Annotated in this window: 14 protein-coding genes and 1 pseudogene; 8 read left to right on the top strand and 7 right to left on the bottom strand. The window is 57.6% G+C overall.

Going from position 1 to position 20,535, the window contains the following annotated elements:
• The first annotated feature begins 1 nt into the window (after position 1).
• The 5 genes from NZK35_RS25385 (at position 2) to NZK35_RS25370 (ending at position 4,740) form a co-directional block, all read left to right on the top strand.
• Positions 2–454, top strand: a complete 453-nt coding sequence (locus tag NZK35_RS25385) for a sulfatase-like hydrolase/transferase (RefSeq protein WP_259635326.1) — start codon at positions 2–4, stop codon at positions 452–454.
• A gap of 205 nt (positions 455–659) precedes the next feature.
• On the top strand, positions 660–2,252 hold the full coding sequence (locus tag NZK35_RS25380) for a sulfatase-like hydrolase/transferase (protein ID WP_261364871.1): 1,593 nt from the start codon (positions 660–662) through the stop codon (positions 2,250–2,252).
• 60 nt (positions 2,253–2,312) lie between these two features.
• Positions 2,313–3,062, top strand: coding sequence for a Gfo/Idh/MocA family oxidoreductase (locus tag NZK35_RS25375; protein ID WP_259635324.1), 750 nt, complete (start codon positions 2,313–2,315; stop codon positions 3,060–3,062).
• Positions 3,040–3,117 (top strand): hypothetical protein, encoded by a 78-nt coding sequence (locus NZK35_RS34980; RefSeq protein WP_407699833.1) that lies wholly within the window; start codon positions 3,040–3,042, stop codon positions 3,115–3,117. Before NZK35_RS25375 ends, NZK35_RS34980 begins: the two co-directional genes overlap by 23 nt.
• Positions 3,118–3,807: 690 nt before the next feature.
• Positions 3,808–4,740: a universal stress protein gene (locus NZK35_RS25370; protein WP_259635323.1), complete on the top strand. Its 933-nt coding sequence runs from the start codon at positions 3,808–3,810 to the stop codon at positions 4,738–4,740.
• 370 nt (positions 4,741–5,110) lie between these two features.
• On the opposite strand, the gene NZK35_RS25365 is transcribed toward NZK35_RS25370, so the two are convergent.
• Both NZK35_RS25365 and NZK35_RS25360 read right to left on the bottom strand, forming a co-directional pair.
• On the bottom strand, positions 5,111–8,623 hold the full coding sequence (locus tag NZK35_RS25365) for a hypothetical protein (RefSeq protein WP_323379671.1): 3,513 nt from the start codon (positions 8,621–8,623) through the stop codon (positions 5,111–5,113).
• A gap of 243 nt (positions 8,624–8,866) precedes the next feature.
• A pseudogene (locus NZK35_RS25360) lies at positions 8,867–8,959 on the bottom strand (alkyl sulfatase dimerization domain-containing protein); the annotation flags it as partial.
• 249 nt (positions 8,960–9,208) lie between these two features.
• Here NZK35_RS25360 and NZK35_RS25355 point away from each other — a divergent pair.
• From NZK35_RS25355 to NZK35_RS25345, 3 genes are all read left to right on the top strand, one after another.
• Positions 9,209–10,720, top strand: coding sequence for a sulfatase family protein (locus NZK35_RS25355; protein ID WP_259635322.1), 1,512 nt, complete (start codon positions 9,209–9,211; stop codon positions 10,718–10,720).
• A gap of 438 nt (positions 10,721–11,158) precedes the next feature.
• Positions 11,159–12,055 (top strand): hypothetical protein, encoded by an 897-nt coding sequence (locus tag NZK35_RS25350; protein ID WP_259635321.1) that lies wholly within the window; start codon positions 11,159–11,161, stop codon positions 12,053–12,055.
• A gap of 182 nt (positions 12,056–12,237) precedes the next feature.
• The gene (locus tag NZK35_RS25345) at positions 12,238–12,666 is read left to right on the top strand and encodes an Hsp20/alpha crystallin family protein (RefSeq protein ID WP_259635320.1); all 429 of its coding nucleotides are present in this window, start codon (positions 12,238–12,240) and stop codon (positions 12,664–12,666) included.
• A 136-nt stretch (positions 12,667–12,802) separates the two neighbouring features.
• Here the strand turns inward: NZK35_RS25345 and NZK35_RS25340 are convergent, their stop codons facing one another.
• The 5 genes from NZK35_RS25340 to NZK35_RS25320 form a co-directional block, all read right to left on the bottom strand.
• Positions 12,803–13,591, bottom strand: a complete 789-nt coding sequence (locus tag NZK35_RS25340) for an SDR family NAD(P)-dependent oxidoreductase (protein WP_259635319.1) — start codon at positions 13,589–13,591, stop codon at positions 12,803–12,805.
• Positions 13,592–13,632: 41 nt separating this feature from the next.
• Complete coding sequence (locus NZK35_RS25335) at positions 13,633–14,508, bottom strand: MBL fold metallo-hydrolase (RefSeq protein ID WP_259635318.1); 876 nt, start codon at positions 14,506–14,508, stop codon at positions 13,633–13,635.
• A gap of 110 nt (positions 14,509–14,618) precedes the next feature.
• Positions 14,619–16,973 carry a HEAT repeat domain-containing protein gene (locus NZK35_RS25330; protein WP_259635317.1) on the bottom strand — a complete coding sequence of 785 codons (2,355 nt, stop codon included), beginning with the start codon at positions 16,971–16,973 and terminating at the stop codon, positions 14,619–14,621.
• Complete coding sequence (locus tag NZK35_RS25325; RefSeq protein ID WP_259635316.1) at positions 16,970–18,307, bottom strand: DUF1552 domain-containing protein; 1,338 nt, start codon at positions 18,305–18,307, stop codon at positions 16,970–16,972. Before NZK35_RS25325 ends, NZK35_RS25330 begins: the two co-directional genes overlap by 4 nt.
• Positions 18,304–20,178 carry a DUF1592 domain-containing protein gene (locus NZK35_RS25320; RefSeq protein ID WP_259635315.1) on the bottom strand — a complete coding sequence of 625 codons (1,875 nt, stop codon included), beginning with the start codon at positions 20,176–20,178 and terminating at the stop codon, positions 18,304–18,306. The genes NZK35_RS25325 and NZK35_RS25320 overlap by 4 nt, the downstream gene beginning before the upstream one ends.
• Between the last annotated feature and the right edge of the window lie 357 nt (positions 20,179–20,535).

The raw sequence follows: 20,535 nt of genomic DNA, 5'->3' as shown, positions 1-20,535 counted from the left end.
CATGCAGGGCTACCACGCTTGTATCTCTTTCATCGACGCGCAGATCGGGAGGGTTTTCAACGCGTTAAAGCAGAGCGGCCAATGGCGCAACACGATTATCGTACTGACCTCTGACCACGGCTATTTACTTGGGGAAAAGTTTATGTGGGGTAAAGTCATGTTGTTCGAGCAATGCGACCGCGTGCCCCTGATTATTCGCGTCCCAGACGGGATTGGATCTGTTACCACAACACCAGGCACCTCAAGCAACGGACTCGTGGAGTTGATCGATCTGTTCCCAACGCTGACAGAGTTGTGTGAAATCACGCCACCAACAAAACTCCAAGGACGAAGCCTGGTGGGAATGTTGAAGAACCCTCAATCCACCGGAAAAGAAGTTGCCTACACCGTGGTCACGCGAGGCCAACATCTCGGTAAAGCGATCCGCACACAGCGTTACCACTACACACAGTGACCTACTGGAGAAGAGCTTTACGACCTCGCAAGGGATCCACACGAAGAAACGAATCTTGCCAGTTCCTCGGATCACGATGCGACGCTTGAAAAGATGCGAAAGCAACTCGCCAAATCAGAAGCGAGTGTCATCGCCGGGCAACAACCAGAGTCGAAGAATATCGACAGCAAAAACTGAAACTGAGAAACAGGACCTAGTGGACAACATGCAATATCCGAATTCGATGCGGCGGTATGCAATCGCAGCCATTGCCTTGCTGCTGTTATCTGTCAATGTCGTTGCCGGTCAAGGCGCATCCGAGCGGCCGCCTAACATCGTCCTGCTGTTCATCGACGACTGGGCTTGGAACGGGTCTCCGGTTGCAATGGACGATTCGTTGGTCAACTCGCGAATGCCCGTTGTGCAGATGCCCAACATTCAACGCCTGGCACGCGAAGGCATGAAGTTTCGCAACGCCTATGCATCGCCACAGTGTTCACCATCGCGAGTCTGCGTGCAGACCGGGCAGTCTTCGCCTCGCAATGGCTTTACGGTCTTCATGAACGATCGAGGACAGGATTACTACGATGAAAGCAAGCAGTACGCCGGCTTTCCCGTCGTGCCTTGCGTTTCAGACATGGCCATCGACGCCGATGCGGTGACGATCCCTGAAGCGCTGGGGCCACTCGGTTATGTCAGTGCGCACATTGGAAAATGGCACATGCGCGGCGATCCCGGCGACGAAGGATACGCGGAGCACGACGGCGACACTGACAACAAGCCGGGCAATACCCTGAGAGGCTTTTCGAAAGATGGCCAGCAGAAGCCCCATCGACTTCCGGCGGAACTGACCGATCCAAAGCTGATGTTCAGTGTCACCGAAAAGGCTATCGGTTTCATGGAGCAGCAGGTCAAGGCAGACAAGCCGTTCTATCTGCAGATCTCACATTACGCCATGCACGCAGGTCAAGAGTGCTTGCCTGCCACACGAGAGAAATACGCCAATCACGAACTCGTGCAGGCCTGGTATGAAGCCAACAACAAACACAAGGACACGATTCGACTGGGCGACGACCCTGCGGTTTGGCTCGGCATGGCCGAGGACCTCGATGGGCGTATCGGTGCCGTACTGGAACGCGTCGATGCGCTCGGAATCGCGGAAAATACTTACGTGGTGATGGTCTCTGACAACGGCTATCGCCATGAGGAATTGCGCCTTCAGCCCGGTTTGACCCAGCCGCATCACGGGTCCAAGTGGTGGGTTTGGCAAGGCGGGATTCGAGTGCCGATGATTGTCAGAGGACCCGGAATCGCCGCTGGCAGCACGTTCACTGGCAATGTCGTCAACTATGATTTCCTGCCAACGTTTGTTGACTGGGCCGGAGGCGATTCACGCCAACTGGAAGGCATCGACGGCGTCAGTCTGGCGAAATACATGGCGGGTGAGAAACCTGACGATGCCTTTCTGAACCGCAACCTCTACTTCCACTACCCGCACTATCGCACCAGCATGCCGCACTCGGCGGTCGTCTCTGGCCAGCGAAAACTATTGCACTTCTATGATCAGCCCGATGTTCCAATGTTATTCGATTTGTCAGGCGACATGGGGGAAGTCCACAACATCGCCGAGCATGAAACGGAAACGCACCAGCGACTATTCAAAGACATGATGACCTATTTTGAAAAGGTCGGTGCAAGAATCCCCAAGCTCAACTCGGACTTCGACGCATCTGTTTACCAGCAGGACAAGGATTACCCAAAACGCAAACTCTGGGGAGCGTTCACTGGCAGCAGAACGCTGGAAGATGATGAGTCGTAATCAATCGACCCAGCCAATTCTCGCCACGGAGATTCATAACTGACTTTGCGCCGTCAAGCCATGCTTATGTACCGAATTCTATTGGCAGTTGCCGTCCTTTTCCTGGTTACCACGCATTCGTTTGCTCAATCAGATCCGCGGAATCCCAATGTTGTACTGATCCTGGCCGATGGCCTCGGCAGGGGGCACACGATTCTGGTCAAGAATTATTCAGGGTCGCAATCGCCAACGGGGCTCGAACAACAAGCCATTCCCGAAGGCATGGATTGGAATCGATTCTGCGACCAGGCACCGCTTGTCGACTATCACGAACGACTTCACCGCCGGTGGCGAGGTTACAACATTTTCACCGGCGGTCCCATCTGCGATCGCGGGTCGCACGCCCTGGACATGGTTCACCTGGCGATGGGCTGGGAAAACGTTGCGCCCAGGCGAATCGAACCAACCACGGAAGCGAAAAACGAACGAGAACGTGGGGTTCAGCTTCACTACCCCGGCGGAACGGTTGTTCGACTGGAAAGCGACGGCGGCCCGGCGTTCGGCGGGATCTTTGTGGGCGAAAAAGGCAAGATGGAGATCAATCGAGGCCGCTTTGCGTGCAATCCGACGACACTGCTTGCACCCTTTGAAGGCGAAGAATCCGAAAATCATGTCGCCAACTGGCTCGACTGCATTGAATCACGACAGGAACCCGATGACAGCGAATCGTTGGTGCGGCTGATGGTTCATTCCGACTTGCTGGAGATCGAAAGCCTTACCGCTCGACTCAGCGGGCAAGGCATTCCATGTGATCTGCGAAGTCACCGATGACGGTACACACCGTCTATCCAGCTATCGTAGAATCGTGTTTGAACCTGTCGAGTGAGCTTCGTGGGTGAAGCATCTTGCTGCCAGCCCCGGTCGAATTCGGAATCTTACGCCGGGTCGCGAGGATTCTATTCGCCGCCGTCTCAGCATCGTTTCGACACGCATTTCGCAACAACCAGCGCGGTTCTATTCTGCGATAAGTTCTGGGCCGTATGACTACATCCGCGTCCTTGCTCGTTTGATCAGATCGGTAACGGCGGCGTTCGAGCGGCTATAGGAGACGATTCGCACGTCGAGACCTCGTGTGGCGTGGATCTTGAAAGCTCGTTCAATCGCGGCCGTGATCCATGCATCATCATTTCCGAAGCCCCCCCCACCGAGCAACGTGAGGAAAACAGTTTTGACACCCGTGTTGGCCGCGTTGATCACAGTCGCGGCAAATGTCGCTTCGCACGTGGCACTCAACGGTTTGTTCACGCACGATGCTAAATCCTATCCACTCAAAGAATGGTGTCATCCTTGTGAAGAGTGCGTGGCGCCCGGTTTGGATTGCAGTTTTGCGACGTGACCGGCCGAATGAGAAAAACACCTGGTTTCGCGACGGAAGTCTGCCCGCTACCATCGGTTGACGTCATTCAACCGAGGGCGAGGGAAAAGATTTGTCGGCGGATGGCAAATCTTTTTCCACGTTTGCGAAATGGAAACGCGCTCTCAAGCCCCGCATTTGATTCAGGACCTGCACCCTGCCATGAAACAATTTCGAAAGATCCTGGTCGCCACCGACACACGTTTGGACAGCCACCCGATTGTGGACGAAGCAGCTGACATCGCTGTCCATAACGGTGCCACATTGAGGGTAGTGGACGTCGTTCCAGATTTCCCGTGGATGGTGCGGTTGACGATGAAGGATCACGAGCACGTGCGCGAGCTGATGCGGGACGAGAAACAAGAGAAGCTCGATGAATTGGCTGCTCGCATCCGAGAGCAAGGCGTCACGGTGGACACGCAAGTGCTGATGGGGAAGACGTCCGTGGAAATCATTCGCGAAGTCTTGCGCGGCAACTATGACTTGGTGCTTCGCGTGCACAAGGGCAAGGACAGCCGCCGCCAAGGATTCTTCGGCAACACCGGGATGCGATTGCTGCGACAATGCCCGTGCGCCGTGTGGCTGGTAACGGCGGAGAAAACGCAATTCCAACACGTGCTCGGCTGTGTTGACACTTCATCGGAAGACGAGACGGATTCAGAACTCAATGACGAAGTGTTCGATTTGGCGGAGTCAATCAGTCAATATCATGGCGGTGCTTTTTCGATCCTCCACACTTGGTCCGTTTGGAACGCACAGTTTCTTCGTCGTCGGATGAGCGAAGAAGAATTTGATGCGATCGTGCAGCAGAGTCACGATCAAGTGAAGTCACGCTTCGATCGATTCCTCGGGCAGCATGGGAGCAGTTGGCACGCCGAGAACGTACATTTGATCGAAGGCGAGCCCCCGCTGGCCATCCCGTCGTATGCTCGCGACACAAACGTGGATCTGGTTGTCATGGGGACCATTGCTCGGAGCGGGATCTCAGGTATGGTCATTGGTAACACAGCCGAGCAAATCCTCAGCAGCATTGAATGTTCGGTGCTGGCACTCAAACCGTCGAACTTCATTAGCCCGATTCAACTGGAGCAGTGAGTTGCCTTCGCATTCTCACTTTCGATCGCGGGTGCCCGGCACTTCCGCCGGGAGTGTGTTTGTTTAACGCAGAGCGAAAACCTGCCGCTCCACGGGCGTCGGAAGGTGAAAGCGTGGTGGGATTCACACGTTGACGCCTCCGCGGGCGATTTGCGGTGAACTGGGTCGTGGTGAAAGAACGCCCGCTGTCCGGCGTGGCCTTGGTCTTGCTGCTCGCTGGGAAAGCGGCTGGGGCATGACCTGTCCTATAGGTGGATTCAAGTGAGCGATACGGGGCCGGCCTGTTGGAGCAACCGACGAATTTCCCACTACCACGGAAGTCGGCGACGTCGGAGTCGGGAATCGAGGAAGTGGTTGATGATGGCGACCGCTAGCGATAGTCGAACTGAACGGTTGCGGAGGTTTCTGTATTGCAGACAGCCCGTATCCAGCACGCTGAAAAGCCCTTTGGAAACTCATGCCGCAGAGGCTCGCCGACGGGAACGTCGAAGCGATGGTGGTTCACCCAGCGGCCGTTTCCGTCGAGGTCAATCTGAAGGGTAATGCGGACTGGTTTCGAGCCACCGTGAGAGATCGTGACGGTCTTTTGGTCGTAGCCTTTCATCAGGTACGGATCCGATGGGATCCCTGGTCGGACCTGCGTCTGCAGCCATGGGCCGCCGTGTCCGGCAGGCTTGCCGAGTTTCCAGAGGTCATCGATTCCGCCGAACCAGAGACCGGCTTTCTGTTTCTCGTCGCGGAAAACATGACCGTCGGCAGCGGCGTCCGGTCGGACGCCGCAAAGCACCAGCAAGCCGTTCCAGGAGCAGAAGTCCGTGATCTGTTTCGAGTGACTCGACACGGGACGCATCAGATTCCATGCGGGCGGTGCACCGTTGGTGACCAGCGGAACTTCGTAGAACGTGCCGTGGATGTTGGCAAGGTGGCGTTCGGATTCGACTTCTCGCGACGCTCGCGGCCAACCCGAGGCGAATGGCGTGTCGTAGGCGGCGTCGCCCTTGGGCAATCGCAGGCGTTTGCCGCCGTGGTTCAAGATGACAGATGCGTCGTCGACCAAAAACTCCGGTTCGACGTGCAGAAGCCTCGCGAGTTTTGGATCGGGCTTGTCTGGTTCGAATGCGAAGTCCGCCTTGGTGAAATCGAAGTTGCGGCCGTCACCGGTAATGACTCGAAGATTTCGATTGCGTTTCGCCGGGTAGGCGATGCCGGCCAGGGCGTCCTCACCGACATCGGCGAGGCCGGCGAATAGCGTCCTGTTCTCGGCAGCGTCGCCGTCGACGAATTGGCTGGCTGTCTGGTGCAGGATGGCGGTTGCCAGGCAGTCGCGATCGACGACCAATCGCAACCACTCCGCATCCAAGTCTTTGGGCAGCACTTTGGCATTGGAGCCACCGACAGCCAACGGAATCGTTTCCAAGTCGGTCCAAGCATTGTTGCCATCTTTGTCAACCTGCAGCGTCACGTGGACCGGAGTTCCGGTTGTTGACGGTGCGGTGTCGCGTTGAGTCGGCATCTTGATCGAAGCTCTGCCGACGCACGAAACGGTGTCGGCGGAACCGCCGTCGGCTTTGATGAATGCGAGATGTGGCGTTCCAAACGCACCCTCGGAATGCTCACATGAATTGCCCGGTATCGAGACCTTTCCGGCTGGGAAGTCACGAACATAAATGTGGTCGTGCACCGCTTTTCCCCAAGTTAATGTCAGGTCGGTTTGAGTCCAATCGGGCGGCAACATCGATTCGCCGCGACCATCGACAGCCAAGTAAACCGTCGCGGGCTTGGTGACAACAAACTCAAAGCCGTCTGCGGGCTTTCGCCAATCGCCACGAGAAATGGTGACGCGCGGGAGGCTCGCGAGCGACTCGGGCAACTCGGTGATCGGCAGTTGATCGGCGGTGCGCAACGTCTGTTCGGCGGCTGGTTTGATTCGTCCGATCGCAAGGTGCAGGATGCGATGATCGAAACCGGCAATGAGGAACGGATCCGATGGCGTGTCGGCTTTCACTTCGTCTTCGATCCACGGTCCGCCATATCCGCTGGCCGGGCCCCACGTTTTGAGATCGTCGTAGGTCCCAAACCAAAGATTGCTTTGCGGTTGTCCGGCGAGTGGATTGCCCTGGATGCTGGTTTCGTCGGTCGCCAACACCAGCTTGCCGTTCCACTGACAAAAGTCGGGTACGTATCGCAAATGGCTGCCGATCGGTCGGATGCCTGCCGAGTTTGAGCTGCAGAATGTCTTGGGGAAATCGAAGAACATCCCGTGCATGTCCATCATCCAGCGACCATCGGTGATCTCGCGAATGCGCGGCCATTCGGTATACCATCCGTGCTCGGCATCATTGCAGTAGGCGGCCTTGGGCAGCAGGTAGGTGTGCCATGTCCCGTTATCCAGGACTTTCAAGCGAACGCTGCGGCGGTCCCAGCCCATGGTCCAAATCGGATCGTTGCCATCACTGCCGCCGGTGATTCCCTTGGGACCGGTCACTTCGGTGTACTGTCTTCGTTCAACGATGTTCCAGTTCGTGCCGTCGAATTCTGCCAACACGCCTCGTTCTTCCGGCGTTTTCGCTTCGCCGCCCACCAAAACGTCCTTGTAGTCGCCGACATGCAACTCTCCATTGTTGGAAATGACAAGTCGTCCCTGCGATGTGTAGCCGCCTTTGCCGTGCCAACCGGGGACGGGCTTTTTGAACAATCGCTTCACCGCGAGCGTGTGGACGTTGGCTTCCCAAATGGATCCTTCCATGTCGACGTAATAGACCATGTTCTCCGGATCGACCAGGTGACGCGCGATTGCCGTGACGCGGATGGGCATGTCCTTCGGTTGAATCGTACGCACGTTTCCATTTTCGTCGATCAAGTGATGGGCAATCAAGAGTTGATTCGATTCGGTATGGATCATCCGTCCTGCCGGCGTTCCGCCCACGCTTTCGGGATGAATCGTCATGGGCTCGGATAAGTCCGGGTCAACCGAGAACAACTTGTGTTCGCTGCCGCGAGGCATGTGTGGTGCGTAATTCACCATCCACAATTTTCCGGCCCACGGCACGACGGCACCGATACCGCATTCGTTGTGGCCCTGTTTATCGTGAGCACCGTTTTGACTGTAGACGCCGTACGTCGTCAGATGGGGATAAACGCCGCTGATGAGAAGATCTGTGCGAGCGGGTTTGGGCAGAGCGATGGGGATTTGTGGGTTGCTGTTCTCCGTCGGTTCTTGTTCTGTAGGGCCGGCCGCGTCCAGGTCCGACTTGTCATCCGTGATCGCGGTCAGCTGTTGAACGAGCATCCCTTTCAACTCGTCAAGCGTCTCACGATATTTGGTGTTGTCAGCGAGATTGCGTTTCTCGACCGCGTCCGACTGCAGGTCATACAATTCCGTGAACACCTTGCCCGAAATTCCATCCGCGTGCGTCCCGGCGTACTTCCACCGCGCATTGCGGATCGTCCATCGCGGCTGGCTGCCTAATTGGGGCGTTGGTGCTTCGTAGAGAAAACGGTTGCCCCAGACATCCACCGATTGCCCTGCGACGATCGGCAAGAGGCCACGTCGATCGATTGCGCTCATCAGTCGGCCGACCGTCGCATCCATTTGCTCGACGCTCACATCGTAGTCACGGGCGTGCTTGCGAATCGCGTCAGGATCTTCGTTCCCAGTCGCGCCGTAGCTGTCCCAGCGGTGATCGTCGGTCAGAATAAAGAAGAGATCGGATCGGGCTGTCTCTTGACGACGGTCGGGGGCCGTGCCAGCCGATGCCGCCGATTCGGATGAGTTCGCTTCTGCTACACCCGACAACGTTGCGAAAACAAGGTAGCCGGCGAGCGAGACTGTCCACAGCACGCCGCGTCTGTGGTTGCCAAATCCAAGGATGTTTTGCGTCATTTGATTGAACTTCAAGAGAATTGTCTGTTGGGGTGGCCTTACAGTGCCCGCCCAAGCGTCCTTGGACAGTCGATGCACTCTTTTTTACAAAAGAATGTCGGCGGTGTCCAAAGTGTCGGCTGCCGGCACTGTCGCTACGTCTGGATCTGCCTGGCGAACGGAAGGGACCCATGAGCGACGATGATCGAGCCGAACAATTCATCCAGTTACTCGCTCAACTGACCTGATTCAAGTTCGTTTGCGTAGCTGAGGTAGTCGTTGCGATTTGAGTTTCGGCTCGAGCGGATTCAGTGTCGTTGGATTGCCGTCGTACCAACCCAGCAATCCGGAATAGATGACCGTCAGTCGATCACGCTGTGACGTTTCTGGAGCAGCGACGCTCGGGGCAACTAACGTGCCGAAATAAAGTGCGGCAATCGCCATTCCATGCCTGGTCGCCGCGATGGCTGCCGCGGTCTGGTGTAAACTACGCACCGCAAGATCGCCGTTTGGCCGTGTTTCGGCTGGCCAAACGTCATCGAGTTCGCACCGTAGCGAACTTGCTCGGAAAGATGGATCCACCACGCCTGTTCACCAGCCATCACCATGCACCACCTGAAACTCGTCTTCCTGCTGGCTGCGACGTTTGCCCTTCCCGCGTCTCGGGGTGGGGTGATTTCGGCGGCTGAGGAATCGTCGTCGCGTCCCAACATCGTGTTCCTGTTCGCCGACGACCAGAACACGTACTCCGTCGGGTGCTACGGCAACGGCGACGTCCAAACGCCTCAGATGGACCAATTGGCCCGCGACGGCATGGTCTTTGACAACCACTACAACACCACGGCGATCTGCATGGCAAGTCGCTCCAACGTGTTCACCGGCATGTACGAATACAAGACGGGCTGTAATTTCAGCCACGGCAACATGCGTCCGGAGGTGTGGGCAAAGTCTTATCCGGTCCTGCTGCGCGAGGCCGGATACCTGACGGCTTTCGCCGGCAAGTTCGGGATCGAGGTGGACGGCAAGGGGTTGTGCGAAGACGACTTCGATGTTTGGGGTGGCGGCCCCGGCCAGACGCATTACGAAACGGCCAAGAACAAGTCGATGGCGGAGTACGCAAGGCGGTACCCTCACTCGACGCTCTCCTACGGGGCTTTCGGCAAAGACTTCATCCGCACGGCCGCCAAACAGGACAAACCGTTCTGTCTCTCAATCAGTTTCAAGGCCCCACACAAACCAGCGACGCCCGATCCTCAGTTCAATGCCGTATACGAAGGCAAGACGTTCACCAAGCCGGCGAACTTTGGCCGCGAATTCGCCGAACATCTCTCGCCGCAAAGCAAGGCCGGCCGACAATACCCTCGCTTTACCCAGTGGAATTACGACACCGACTACGATGGCGAGATGCGGAAGTATCACCAGCAGGTCCACGGCATCGACGTGGCGGTCGGCATGATTCGTGATGAACTGAAGGCCCAAGGCGTCGCGGACAACACGGTGGTCATCTACACCAGCGACAACGGCTACATTTGTGGCGCACACGGCTACGGTTCCAAGGTGCTGCCGATGGAAGAATCCTCGCGCGTGCCACTGATGATCTATGACCCCCGCAGCCCACTCAACGGCAAGCAGATTCGATGCGACCGGTTGACCGGCAATATCGATTTCGCACCCACGATGCTCGAACTCGCCGGCCTTTCCATTCCCGACAACATGGATGGGAAGAGTTTACTGGGGCTGTTGAAGAATCCCAACGAGGGCGGCCATGAACAGATGGCGTTCATCAACGTCTACGGGCCTCTCGCCACCCACAGCCTGACCTGCCTGACGCGACAGCACAAATACACGTACTGGTGGTTCGGCAACGATCGAATGGACCCGGTCGAGGAACTGTTCGATACCGAAAACGATCCGCTGGAACTTGTCAATCAGGCCAACAGCCCCGAGTACGCCGCGACGTTGGAACAGATGCGAATGCGGTACGATCAGGAATTGGCGAAGTGGAAGCAGCAGGCGGTGGATTACAACGATTACCAGCGCTACGGCACTCTGTTTGATCGGCACGTTCCGTTGGATGCAAAGGCGATCCGAAAGAAGGACGCCGAGCCTTCTCGCTAGCCACGAGCGGTCAGGACATTATTCTGCCCCGTATCATTTTGCCAATTCCATTGAATCTGCTATTGCGCACCTCAAGAACGCTTGCGCAACGATCGGACATCGGGTGCGAACTTGCGGCCTGGATGGCGTGTCGTGATGGTTTAAGGAATGTTGAGTGGAGAACCTCGATTTGGTGGAATGGTTTTGACAGACAACGAACACGAAGTGACCGACGAGGATCGTGAGCCCGGACCTGAGGTGACGTCGAAACTCTTTCGTCGTTGGCAGAAGGCTGTTCGTGGCCGTTCACCGGCTGAAGACATGACCAATCCTGTCTGGCGCTGGCTTTTTCGCGGTCGTGTCGACCCCTATCACGCAAACGAGCGTTTTCGAAGCCGTCTACAAAAGATGCTCCGCCGCGTGGATTTTCCCATTGAACCACGCTGGGCTGGGTGTCGCATGGGGCAGTCAAGAACCGAGTTGGCCGACGGGCGCGTGTTTTGGATCGCCGGCGAGCACGAAGATTTTTACGATCCCGATTTCTTTATCTACAACGATGTCATCATCGAGTCACTCGATAGTGAACTGCGAATCTTTGGGTACCCCGAATCCGTCTTTCGGCCGACTGATTTTCATTCCGCGACGGCCGTCAATGACGACCAAAGCATCCTGATCCTCGGCAACGTCGGCTACCCCGATCAGCGAGATGTCGGTCGCACGCAGATCTATCGGCTCGACACCCGAACGCTTGCAATCAGTGAAGTTCATTCAACCGGCGAACAGCCGGGGTGGATCAGCGATCACCAGGCGTCGCTCAGCGATGACGGATCGTCGATCCTTGTCCGCGGTGGCAAGGTGTTATCCGGCGATGGATTCCTGGAGAACATTGATGACTGGTCGTTGTCTGTTGCCGAATTCCGTTGGGATCGATTGACAAAACGGCAATGGATTCGATTCCAGGTGGCTCGCAATGACGGGAGCGGCTTACACCTTTGGAACTACGATATGCGAAAATTCGCGTTGGAGTACCCGAGGGCCGGTTTGGACTCTGAGGACGATCTGGCTGACGAGATCGGTGGGGAGCCAAACATGGAGGCCTACGACTCGCTTTACAAACCGCAGGTGCACTACACGCCGGTCGATCCAGATCCTGAAGACGATGCTGACTGGCGGACCAAGCAGATCACCATCGACGGAGTGCGAGTTCGCTATACCGACGACATGGATCATTTGACGGTCACCGTCGAAGGCGATCTGCCCCGGGCCGTCGTCGATTCGATTGCAAACGACGTGCGAGATAAACTTTCACTCGTTGAGAATACCGACTGTCGCGTGAAATGGATCGAAGGCAGGTAGGCGGTCGGAGGGTGCTGCGGTCGGAGGGTGCTGCGCAAAATCTTTTCAATATTGGTACGCCCGTTGCAGATTTATCTCGGCGGACAGCCAAGGCTGTCAAAAAGGCACTTGGGTGAATCAAACCCCTTCACCCGTGATGAAAACACCATTCTTTTGAACCCGTTTGAAAGGAGGGTACAAACATGTTAGCGACGCGATGGGAACCTTGGGCTGAGCTGAATCGGCTCAGCCGCGAGATGGACCGACTGTTCAGCCGTGGCACCAACGACAGCGTGATGGGTGTCGGAAGTTACCCTGCGTTGAACGTCTGGGAAGACGACGACAACCTGTTTGCCGAAGCCGAATTGCCCGGATTCTGCTTGGATGATTTGGAAATCTATGTCACCGGAAACCAGTTGACTCTCAAGGGCGAACGCAAGCCGCCGGAGCATGGGGGCGGAACTTGGCATCGTCAAGAACGCGGCTATGGAAAGTTTAGCCGTACGGTCGAATTGCCCGGCGATATTGATTCCGAAAATGTATCGGCCGAGTTCAAGAACGGCGTGCTGAATATCACGCTGCCCAAGAGTGAAGCCGTCAAGCCGCGTCGCATCGAAGTGAAAGCCAGCTAATTCGTTGGCGTGATGTCGTCCCGCCGCGACCTCGCGGCGGGATTTGTTGAACACCGTTATTGGCTTTGCGAGAATATCGGCAAGTTCACGCCAGCATCCGGTCTCTGCCGAGCCAATCAGAGCCAATCGGGGCCGATCAGCGCGCTGTCCATCCGCCGTCGACGACCAGCATGCTGCCGGTCGTGTAGCTCGATGCCGCACTGGCCAGATAGATCGCGGCACCTTGAATCTCTTCCATCCTTCCCCAGCGATTCAATGCGACCGCCCCGACGATAAATTTTTTTGCCTCCTCCGACTCCGCGATCGGCTCATTCATCGGCGTCAAAAAGGGTCCCGGACAAATCGCATTGACCGTGATGCCGTCTTCGGCCAGTTCCAACGCAAGGGCGCGCGTCATCTGCACGATCGCGCCTTTGCTGGTCGCATAGGGGGTGCGGTTGGCCAGACCGACCAGCCCTAAGGTGCTGGCCAAGTTAATGATTCGTCCACGACCGCGCCGTTTCATGATGGGAATCACGGCCTTGCAGACCGACCAAACTCCGTCGACATTGATTTGCTGGACTTTGCGAAAGTCCTCGTAGGTCAAGTCGCCGATCGCGCCACGAATGTTGACGCCCGCGTTGTTGAACAGGATGTCGACCGCGCCGAACGCCTGTTCGACGTTGGTGACAAAAGTCTCGATCTGGTCCGGGTCGGTCACATCGGCCTGCACGCCGATCGCGCGCACCCCGTAATCGTCGCCGATCTGAACCGCAGCTTGTTCGGCCTCGGCAGCGTCTCGGCTGCACAAGGCGATATTGGCACCGGCCGATGCCAGTCCCGCCGCCATCGCATACCCCAATCCCTTCGATCCCCCCGTCACCATGGCCACTTGGTTGGTCAGATCAAACAGTTTGATTCCCGGCAAGACGGCTGGTTCGGGCATACGGAACTCCTTCATGAAGTTTTCGGCGGCAATTGAATCAATCAGGCATCGGCCAAAATATCGCGACCGATCTTACCCGGCAGGATCACCTTGATGGGGATCTCCATCGGATAGCGTTCTCGGTTTTGAGCGACAGCCTGCAAAATCTGTCGCCCATCATAACGTGTCGAGAAGTGCCCCAGCACGAGTGTCTCGACGCGACTCTGGGAGACCATCCGCATCACCTGATCGAGCGAACTGTGCCGATTCAGACTCGGATCGGCGGGGTTCATTTCTTCTTCGGATAAAAAGGTCGCTTCGTGAATCAACACGTCTGCATCGTCGTACCGCCCGTCGGTTTCGATCGGCGTATCGCCGGAATAGACCAGTTTGGTTCGGCGGGACGGTTCAACCATCGCAGCTTTCCCTTTCTCCAGCTTGATCGCCACGATTTCCTTGCCCGACATTCCGACGTACTCGGGCTTTAGCTTGTTGCTGATCGCTTCGACGAAGTAACTGAGGCTTTTCGATCGACCCGGGAGGATCGGCACATGGCGATTGGCGACGGCTCGCACCACCAAGTCACTTCGCAGCGGCACTTCGTCTCCCGGATCAAGCGGGATCCACTTCGTCCCCGAGACCTGTGGATCAAATTTTCCCATGAACCCGGCGAAGGCTGGAAACGATCCCGAATGGCGTGGGTAATAGATCGATAATTCCGGTCGCGCATTGAGCTGATTGAATTGCAGCAATCCGGCCAAGTGGTCGCGGTCGGCGTGCGAGATAAAGACGTGTTTGACTTTCCTGGACTTTTGGAGCAGGCCCGCCGACACCCCGTCGCCACAATCAAACAGACAGCCCAGTTCGTCGACGAAATACCACGTGGAAAACAGCGCGGTGGAATATCCCGTAATCGTGAGGCGATGGTCTGAACTCATGGGACGGTTTCTCGAGTGGCGTAAGCATCCTGCTTGCGTTTATACCCGAGTGGCAAGCAGGATGCTTACCCCACTTTTCTGGCAAGCAGGATGCTTACCCCACGAGGCGATTATTCGAGACCGTTGATCTCCTCGATCGCGCGTTCGTATGCCCGCTTCATGCCTCGGCTGTCGGTTTCCTCCAGCAAACGTTTCAAAATCGGGATCGCTTCGGTGGCGCGGGGACGGACTTTGCCGAGCATGTACAACGAATAGTACTGTTGCCGTCGGTCGTTGGATTCGATGCCTTCCAACAGAACGGGCACGGCTTCGGGACCAGCGGTATTGATCGAACGCAGGGCGTCTTTGGCAAAATTCGTGTCGTCGGGAACCGGCAACAATTTGAACAGCGCCGGCACGGCGGACTTGGCATCGGCACCCAAACCACCCAAAGCCACCGCGGCATCGCGACGGACCTCCCAGTCGGCATCGTCGAGCCCCTGGATCAACAACGGCACAGACTTTTCCCGGTCCGATTCGATTTTTGCCAGGCAAGCCAACGCGGCGGCCCGCAGATCGGACCGCGAGTGATTCGTCAGGGCGATCACGTTGTCGGCCAACGAACCGGCCTGGCCACCCAATGTCGTGACCGAACGCAGCGACGCGAGCACGACCGGATCCTCCGCATCGGACAAACCGTTGCCCAACGCCGCGACCAGTTCCTTCGAGGGTTCGGCCGTCGTGGCCAACGCCGCCGCCGCCGCGGCACGCACCGAGCCGTCCTGATCGCCGAGTAATTGCATCAACCGCGGGGAGCATCGTCGCGCAGACTCCCCGACCGCTTCGATCGCGATCGCCGCATCACGGCGCACGCTGGCGTCGGAATCGTCCAGGCCGACGATCAACGCGTCGATCGCTGCGGTGGATTTCGATTCCATTCGGGTCAAACCGCCGATCGCGCTGCGGCGCACTTCGGGATCGTCATCATCGAGCGCGCCGAGCAACAACTTGGTGACACGTGGTTGGTCCTGATCCACGTGGGCCACGGCAAACACCGCCGCCGCTCGCACCCCGTGATTGGGATCTTGACACAGCGTTCGAAGCCGCGACACCACGGCCTCGTCCAATTGCGGATAACGCCCCAGCGACGCCGCAGCCACTTCACGCAGATTCGGATCGGCATCATCCAGGCAGGCCGCCAACGGTTCGATCGCCGCCGCTGGAACCGAACGCATTTTTCCGATCGCCTGTGCCGCGATCGTTCTTGCCAGACCCGTTTCGCTCCGCAAGGCGTTGAGCAGGGGCGGGGTCGCGAGCGGGCCGATTTGCGCGAGCGCCTTGGCCAGTCGGACGCGAGAATGGTCGGCATCCGACGCAGCGTTCAAGAGTGCCGGAACCGATGCGGCCCCGATTCGTCGCAGCGCTTCATCGATCGGCATCGGCTGGTCGGAATCGGTTACTGCATCGGTGCCTGAGTCTCGTTTAAGTGCTTCGACGAGCGGGCCGACCGCGCTTTCGCTACGGGGGCCCAACGTGCCGAGCGCGAATGCGGCGGCGTCACGTTGTTGCGTGTCGTCTTGCTCCAAAAGGTCGATCAATCGGTCGACCGCTCGATCCGAGGCATCATCCAAATTGCGAAGCGCGATCACGCCGCCGCTGCGCACTTGGACGTCGGGGTCCAGCACGGCATCGATGATCCATTGAATCATCTGATCATCCGGCTCCGCCGCGACGGAAACGGCGACGATTGCCGCGGCGCGGACGGCCGAAGCGGGGTCGTCCAGTAATTCGATCAAGCGATCCCGGTAGGGGGCCGCGCGGTGTTTCGTTTTTGCCAGTCCCTCGGCCGCGATGGCGCGAACCGATTCGTCATCACTGTTCAACGCCGCTCCGAGCGAATCGGCGGCTACCGGCCCCAACCGGGACAGTGACACAGTTGCTTGACGTCGCACGTCGGGATTCTGGTCACGAACCGCATCGTCCAGACTCTCAAGCAGGCGATCGGCATCACCCGCCATCCAGCCCATCGCGTCGAGCGCCGCGATTCGACGCCGTGTCGAATCATCTTTGGCGGCGGCGACCAGTGCCTCAATCGCTGCGGTGCCGATGCGTGACAGCGCCCAGGAGGAACGATAGCGTCGTTGTTCGTCATCATCACCTAAGCTGCGCACCAGGGCGTCGATTGCGGGTTCTGCTTGGGGGCCGATGCGTGCGACCGCCATCGCCGATTGCATCCAGACTTGATCGTCGCGATCACCCAATCCCTTGATCAGCGCATCGATCGCGGGCAGAGCGTCGGGGCCGAGTTTTGCGAGCGCATAGGCTGCGTCCCGCCGCTCATCGATTTCGACACTGGACAACGCCGACGCCAGCTGAGCGATTTCTGATGTTTGATTACCATCGGACGGTGAATCAGCCGTGGCGGACGCGACGCAAACGGCCAGCACCAACAAGCCTGACAGCAATCGTTGCGCGGTCGCGTTCAAATCTGCAGCTCCGAAATGCGTCCGGTGCTGTCGCCGATGAAATCGACGGGGGTTCCGAATCGGTCCAACATCGACATGAATAGGTTGCACATCGGGGTTTCGGGAGCGACACGCACATGCCGTCCCAAATCGATCTGGTTGCCGCCGGCCAGCAAAATGGGAAGATTTTCGTTGTTGTGTCGATCGCCGTCGCTGATCGCACTACCGTAACAAACCGACGTGTGATCCAGTAGTGAGCCTTGCTCACCGTCGGGTGTCGATTTCAGCTTTTGCAACAAGTACGACAGTTGCGCCACGTGGAATTGATTGATCTTACGAAGCTTGTCGTGCTTGTTGGCATCCCCACCATGATGCGACAAGTTGTGGTGCCCTTCACCGACACCGATGTGACGATAGCTTCGATTGCTGCCCGCGTCGGCGAACATGAACGTCGCGATGCGGGTCCGATCGGTCTGGAAGGCCAACACCATCATGTCGCACATCAATCGAATGTGCTCGCCGTAATCTTTCGGAGTCCCCTCGGGGACCGGATAGTCGACGTCTTCGGAGACATCAAAATCATCGTCTTTACGCTGCATGCGTTTTTCGACGTCGCGAACACCATCAAGGTATTCGTCGAGTTTGCGCTGGTCGTTGCGTCCGAGTTTGGACTGCAACCGCTTGGCGTCTTCGGCGACGTAGTCGAGAATGCTTTGACGTAGCGCCTCACGACGAAGCGCGTTTTGATCTGCATTGACGGGGGTGCCGTCGCCGAACAACCGCTGGAAGACCAACCGCGGGTTGATTTCTTTGCTGACCGGTGTCGATTCGGACGACCAGGCGATGTTGGACGAGTAGGCACAGCTGTAACCGCTGTCGCAGTTTCCGGCACTGCGTCCCGGTTCGATCCCCAGTTCGATCGACGGAAACCGGGTCGCCTGACCGGCCGCCTGGGCAGCGACCTGGTCGACGGAAATCCCCGAACGCAAATCGCCTTCTTTTCGCGGCTGTGCTCCGGTCAAAAAGACCGATGCACTTCGCGCATGGTCACCGGGCCCGTCGCCGTTGGCACGCCCCTTGTCATGGGTCAGCCCGCTGATCACCAACACGTCATCCTGGACCGGTGCCAGGGGAGAGAGGATGTAGGGCAAGTCGTAACCGTAGCCTTCCAACTGGGGCGTCCAATCGGGAAGGTGGACGCCGTTGGGCACAAAAATAAACGCCATGCGGTTTGGGGTGGTCGCGGTCCCGGCGACGGCTTTCGGCGCCGTCGATTCCATCCATGGCAAGGCCAGTGAAACGCCCAGCCCACGCAGAACGGTTCGTCGTGACAGTCGGCTCGTTTGGATACTCATTGGTCTCGCTTCTTCTCACGCATCGTAAAGGGATCGCTCGTGACAATGGCTTGGACGAGTGAACTGAATCGATAGCCATCGTTTTCCATTGCCGCCAACGCTGAATTGACGGTGCACCGGTCGTAGGAGGTTAAACCCCGCCCCAACGCATAAGTTAGCAATTTACTGGCCAGACACTTGCAGAATTGCTGTCTTTTTTCCTGCACCAGGATCTGCATCAGCTCATCGGCCCCGTCAAACTCGACTCCGCCGGGCAACTCGCCCGAGGCGTCAATTTCATAGGCACCGTCGCGTTCGCGATAAGCGCCCACGGCGTCGAAGTTTTCCATCCCGAAGCCCAGGGCGTCCATCTTGCGGTGGCAGACCGCACAGGACTCGTTGGCGCGATGCTGTTCCATTTGTTCCCGCAGCGAACCCAAGACTTCTCCGCCCTCTTCCAGGTCCGGTACATCGGCCGGTGGTGGCGGCGGCGGTTCGGCTAGAAAATTCTCCAAAATCCACTTGCCGCGTTTGACCGGTGACGTTCGCGTCGGGTTGGAGGTCAGCATCAAAATGCTCGAATGGGTCAACACACCGCGACGCCCCGCCGGCAGGGAAACCTGTTGAAAGGTCTCGCCTTGAACCGAATCGATGCCGTAGTGCCGCGCCAGGCGTTCGTTCACGTATGTGTAATCCGCATCCAAGAATTCTAAAACGCTGCGGTCTTGACGGATTAGTTGCTCAAAAAACGTTTCAGTTTCGCGACGCATCGCCTGACGCAGTGGTTCGTCAAAGTCGGGGAACCGGACCGGATCGGGCATCAACAGTGACACGTCGCGAAGCTGCAGCCACTGTCCGGCAAAGTTGTCGACCAAGGCCCGCGACTTGGGATCGGCGAGCATCCGCTTGACCTCCGCAGACAGCACGTCTTTGTTGGTCAGTTCGCCGGAGGCGGCCAAGTTGAACAACCGTTCATCCGGCATGCTGCTCCACAGAAAGTACGACAACCGCGTTGCCAGTTCATAGCCGTCGAGCGTGCGGATCCCGTCTTCATCGTCGGGGTCTGGGTCCCGTTCGACGCGGAACAAGAAGTTCGGGTGGATCAGGATCGCGGCGACCACGGTCTGAAAGATTTCGTCTCGTGGTGCACCGCGTTCGAAGGCGTTCCGCATGATCCCGAACAAGCGTTCGGATTCGTCTTCGGTGATCGGTCGCCGAAAGGCCCGTGAGGCGAATTGGCGAACGTTCTCACGTGCGACAGCGACCTGTTCATCGTCACTGGCCGCTTCCCGCGGCAGCACTCGTTTTTTCGCTTGTTCGTCGGCCAACGCTTTTTCGGCGATCGTCGCGGCGGCTTCCAAATACTTTTCGAACAGGATCGGGGGGATCGTCAGCACGTCGCCGACGTTGTCGAATCCATGGGCGACGTCGTCGGAAGGAAAGTTGTCGGCCAGGCGTAAATCCAAACCCAGCAGATCGCGGATCGTGTTGTTGTATTCGGATTTGTTCAAGCGACGAATCGTGACACGGCCGGGACGCTTGACCGACGTGCAATCGAAGGCATCGAACTCGAATTCGATCGCTCGGCCGAGCGAGGCGATTTCGTCATCGGTCGGTTGCGTTTGGTCGGCCGGTGGCATCTGGTGCTCAACGACCAACCGCAACACCTTCTCCCAGAAATCGTAATTGTCTTGGATGTTCGCCGAATCATCGAAGCGATCAAAGCTGACTTCGCCCTCGAAATCATCGCCGCTGTGACAGACGACGCAGTGGTTCTCCAAGAACGGAGCAATGTTCGTCTGAAAATTTTCCGCCGCCAACGCGTTCCCGGCCGTCAGCCCGATCAAGAGGGCGAACGAAATCCATCGAGTCGTGCTTTGCAATACAGTCATGGGCGGGGAAATGTCTATTCGGCGGGTGACCCTCGGCTTTGCTTCGGCATCTTGACCGAATCAAACGCCTGGGGACGTTTCGCCGGGAGAGCGGCGGGGCGGGAATCGCCGGGCCCGGGACGTGAAATCAATGCAGGTCGCCTGTCATTGACTTCACGTCCCCAGCCAGACGCAGTTCATTATCACCTCTCGGACAGTGGAACGCAAATCATGCGGAAATCTCGTGTGCATCGCCTATTCCAGCAGGCTGAGAAATTTTTTAATCGTTGATCGTACAAGGATTTTGCCCACATCTTTGCATCCCGGATGGGAGGGCAGACAGCGGATTCCGGTGGTGCGCTAAGTTCCAGTTTTGCA

The organism is Stieleria sedimenti, from assembly GCF_025060895.1.
Lineage (GTDB): Bacteria > Planctomycetota > Planctomycetia > Pirellulales > Pirellulaceae > Stieleria > Stieleria sedimenti.
Note: the sequence above shows the minus strand (reverse complement) of the source record. Positions and strands in the feature narration are given on the sequence as shown.

Coding starts and splice junctions, on each gene's coding strand:
- NZK35_RS25385 (WP_259635326.1), top strand. CDS start 2: ATGCAGGGCTACCACGCTTGTATCTCTTTCATCGACGCGCAGATCGGG.
- NZK35_RS25380 (WP_261364871.1), top strand. CDS start 660: ATGCAATATCCGAATTCGATGCGGCGGTATGCAATCGCAGCCATTGCC.
- NZK35_RS25375 (WP_259635324.1), top strand. CDS start 2,313: ATGCTTATGTACCGAATTCTATTGGCAGTTGCCGTCCTTTTCCTGGTT.
- NZK35_RS25370 (WP_259635323.1), top strand. CDS start 3,808: ATGAAACAATTTCGAAAGATCCTGGTCGCCACCGACACACGTTTGGAC.
- NZK35_RS25365 (WP_323379671.1), bottom strand. CDS start 8,623: ATGACGCAAAACATCCTTGGATTTGGCAACCACAGACGCGGCGTGCTG.
- NZK35_RS25355 (WP_259635322.1), top strand. CDS start 9,209: ATGCACCACCTGAAACTCGTCTTCCTGCTGGCTGCGACGTTTGCCCTT.
- NZK35_RS25350 (WP_259635321.1), top strand. CDS start 11,159: ATGGGGCAGTCAAGAACCGAGTTGGCCGACGGGCGCGTGTTTTGGATC.
- NZK35_RS25345 (WP_259635320.1), top strand. CDS start 12,238: ATGTTAGCGACGCGATGGGAACCTTGGGCTGAGCTGAATCGGCTCAGC.
- NZK35_RS25340 (WP_259635319.1), bottom strand. CDS start 13,591: ATGCCCGAACCAGCCGTCTTGCCGGGAATCAAACTGTTTGATCTGACC.
- NZK35_RS25335 (WP_259635318.1), bottom strand. CDS start 14,508: ATGAGTTCAGACCATCGCCTCACGATTACGGGATATTCCACCGCGCTG.
- NZK35_RS25325 (WP_259635316.1), bottom strand. CDS start 18,307: ATGAGTATCCAAACGAGCCGACTGTCACGACGAACCGTTCTGCGTGGG.
- NZK35_RS25320 (WP_259635315.1), bottom strand. CDS start 20,178: ATGACTGTATTGCAAAGCACGACTCGATGGATTTCGTTCGCCCTCTTG.